Source organism: Ciceribacter azotifigens, from assembly GCF_048159625.1.
Taxonomy (GTDB): domain Bacteria; phylum Pseudomonadota; class Alphaproteobacteria; order Rhizobiales; family Rhizobiaceae; genus Allorhizobium; species Allorhizobium azotifigens.
Genome location: NZ_JBLQTA010000045.1, coordinates 1 through 2,924, shown reverse-complemented (window position 1 = coordinate 2,924; position 2,924 = coordinate 1). Strand labels below are relative to the sequence as shown.

The window sequence follows — 2,924 nt, the reverse complement described above, 5'->3', positions numbered from 1 at the left end:
CGGCATCATCATAGGCTGGCGGCAAGGTACCGGCCACCCGGCGCTCGAATTCAATCCGCCGATCGGGTTGCAGGCCAGCAAGGCGGATTTCCCAGGCTTTGCGCTCTGTGTGGCCGCGCGCACCGATTGTCCGCCACAGAGACTCTAAAGGGGCTGGGATCTCGAAAGGTCCGCTCGTCCAATCGAGTGCTGCCTTTGTTGCTGAAGCTTCCGCAGCACCCAGCGGCGCGCCGTGAACCGCATAGGTTCCAGCCTTGCCCGGCGAACCGAAGCCGATCGTCGTCTTGAGTGCAATGAGGGAGGGCCGTGCAGTTTCAGCCTTTGCCTCAAGAATGGNTGCCTTTGTTGCTGAAGCTTCCGCAGCACCCAGCGGCGCGCCGTGAACCGCATAGGTTCCAGCCTTGCCCGGCGAACCGAAGCCGATCGTCGTCTTGAGTGCAATGAGGGAGGGCCGTGCAGTTTCAGCCTTTGCCTCAAGAATGGCCCGGTCGATGGCCCCGCCATCATGACCATCGCAGGATACGACATGCCAGCCAGACGCACGCAAACGGGAAGGAACATCATCTGAAAACGAGATCGATGTCGCCCCGTCGATAGTTATGGCATTGTCGTCATAAAGGACAATCAGTTTGCCAAGTCCCAGATGGCCGGCAAGCGAGATGGCTTCCTGACCGATGCCCTCTTCCAGGCAGCCGTCGCCGACAAACACATAGGTTCTGTGATCGACAATGTCGGATCCGAATTCTGCCGAGAGGCGGCGCTCGGCAAGCGCCATGCCAACGGCTGTTGCCAGCCCCTGGCCAAGAGGGCCGGTTGTGGTTTCAACGCCCCGGGCATGGCCATATTCCGGGTGACCTGCGGTGATTGCGCCCCACTGACGGAAGTTCCTGAGTTGTTCGATCGTCATGTCCTCGTAGCCCGTCAGATGAAGCAGGGCATAGAGCAACATCGAGGCGTGACCATTGGACAGGATAAAACGGTCGCGGTCGAACCAGTCCGGTTGCGAGGCGTCGAACTTGAGATGCTTGCGAAACAGGACAGTTGCGGCATCTGCCATGCCCATGGGCGCGCCGGGATGGCCCGATTTGGCGGCCTCCACCGCATCGATCGCCAAGGCTCGGATGCAGTTTGCCAAGGCAAAATTCTCAGGGTCGAGTGCGGCTTTTTCCGCCACGGTCGCATAGGTCTTCATCGGTCACTCCTTAGTTTTATCATTCTCCTAGCACTGCATCCCGAACATCACAATCAAAAGTAACAAAATCACATTTTTTGATTGATTTATCCTGTGATGGAGTTAGTTCTGAGAACCTGACAGAGTGTCTCCGGCGAAAGATGGAGGAATGGAATGCGTCGCGAGGAGCGCCAGCAGCTCATCATGGATTTGCTTGTCGAAAGCCATGCCGTCGAACTGGACTGGCTTGCCGAACGCTTCGCGGTGTCCAAGATGACCATCCATCGTGATCTCGACGATCTCGAAGAAGCCGGCCTTTTGAGAAAGGTCCGTGGAGGCGCAACGATTGACGCCAGCACCCAGTTCGAGAGCGATTTTCGCTTCCGTCAAAGGCAAGGGGTGGATGTCAAGAAACGGATGGCACGCGAGGCCTTGCAGCTGGTCGAGCCTGGAATGACGGTGATCGTCAACGATGGATCGATGGCAGCAGTGCTTGGTGCCATGTTGGTGGAGTGCCGCCCCTTGACGGTGATCACGAACAATGCGGCCGTGATTGATGTGCTGAAAGATCAGTCCGGTATTGCGCTTATCGCTCTGGGCGGGCTCTATTCCGCCAAGTTCAATGGTTATTTCGGCGTCGTCACGGAAGATGCGCTTCAGCGTCTGCGCGCAGATCTCGCCTTTGTTTCCTCGCCGGCCTTGTCGGACACAAAGGCCTTCCACATGGATGATGCGGTCGTGAGGACAAAACGGGCCATGATCGCCTCTGCGAAACGCGCCTGCCTGCTCGTCAACCATACCCGGTTCGGTCATACGGCACTGCATGTCCTGGCCGATCTTTCCGAGTTCGAAAGTGTAATTACCGACGAAAAGCCTTTGCCGGAGTTTGCAGACGCGCTGGCAAAGCAAGGTGTCGACCTCAGGGTCGCTAAGCAGGAGATGTGACGAATGCACGGGACCCGACAGGTCTGGATTGGTACCAGCTGGAAGATGAACAAGACGCTGAAGCAGGCAATGGATTTTGCCAGTGCCCTGGCGTCTGCCGAGGAGAGGCGCGATCCCCGCATTCAGCGGTTTGTCATTCCGCCCTTCACATCCGTTCGTGACGTGAAGAAGGTGCTTGAGAACACGTCGGTCAAAGTCGGTGCTCAAAATATGCATTGGGCCGACGAGGGTGCATGGACCGGTGAAGTCTCTCCGCCGATGCTCAGAGATTGCAATCTTGACTTGGTTGAGCTTGGCCATTCGGAGCGACGCGAATTTTTTGGCGAGACGGATGAGACCGTCGGGCTGAAGGTCGAGGCGGCTGTGCGCCACGGCTTGACGCCCTTGATCTGCATCGGCGAGACGCTTGCACAGCGTCAGGCGGGTGAAGCGCAGTCAGTTCTGGAGGCGCAGGTGCGTGGCGCCCTGTCGAGGCTGAGCCCTTCTCAGCTCCATGATGCCGATCAGCAGATCCTCTTTGCCTACGAGCCTATCTGGGCAATCGGCGTCAACGGGGTACCTGCAACATCCGAATATGCCGATCAGCGCCATGCGGAAATCATTGCGGTCTGCGAGACGGTCCTAGGGCGCAAGGTGCCCTGCCTTTACGGTGGATCCGTCAATGCGGGCAATTGCGAAGAGCTGGTGGCGTGTCCGCATATCGACGGGCTGTTCATCGGTCGGGCGGCCTGGAACGTCGAAGGCTATCTCGACATCCTCAACAAATGTGCAGCAAAACTTTAAAGGAGTGAACTCATGAAACTTGCAA

General features: G+C 57.7%; 3 protein-coding genes. 2 read left to right on the top strand and 1 reads right to left on the bottom strand.

What is annotated here, in order from left to right; genetic code table 11:
* The coding region (locus ACM6UT_RS23075) for a 1-deoxy-D-xylulose-5-phosphate synthase N-terminal domain-containing protein (protein ID WP_416799614.1) at positions 1-1,192 on the bottom strand (1,192 nt) is incomplete at its 3' end.
* Between the two features lie 153 nt (positions 1,193-1,345).
* Between ACM6UT_RS23075 and ACM6UT_RS23070 the strand changes: the two genes are divergently transcribed.
* The gene (locus ACM6UT_RS23070; RefSeq protein ID WP_416799613.1) at positions 1,346-2,116 is read left to right on the top strand and encodes a DeoR/GlpR family DNA-binding transcription regulator; all 771 of its coding nucleotides are present in this window, start codon (positions 1,346-1,348) and stop codon (positions 2,114-2,116) included.
* Between the two features lie 3 nt (positions 2,117-2,119).
* A complete protein-coding gene (locus ACM6UT_RS23065) occupies positions 2,120-2,899 on the top strand; it encodes a triose-phosphate isomerase (RefSeq protein ID WP_416799612.1) in 780 nt (259 codons plus the stop codon).
* Positions 2,900-2,924 lie beyond the last annotated feature (25 nt).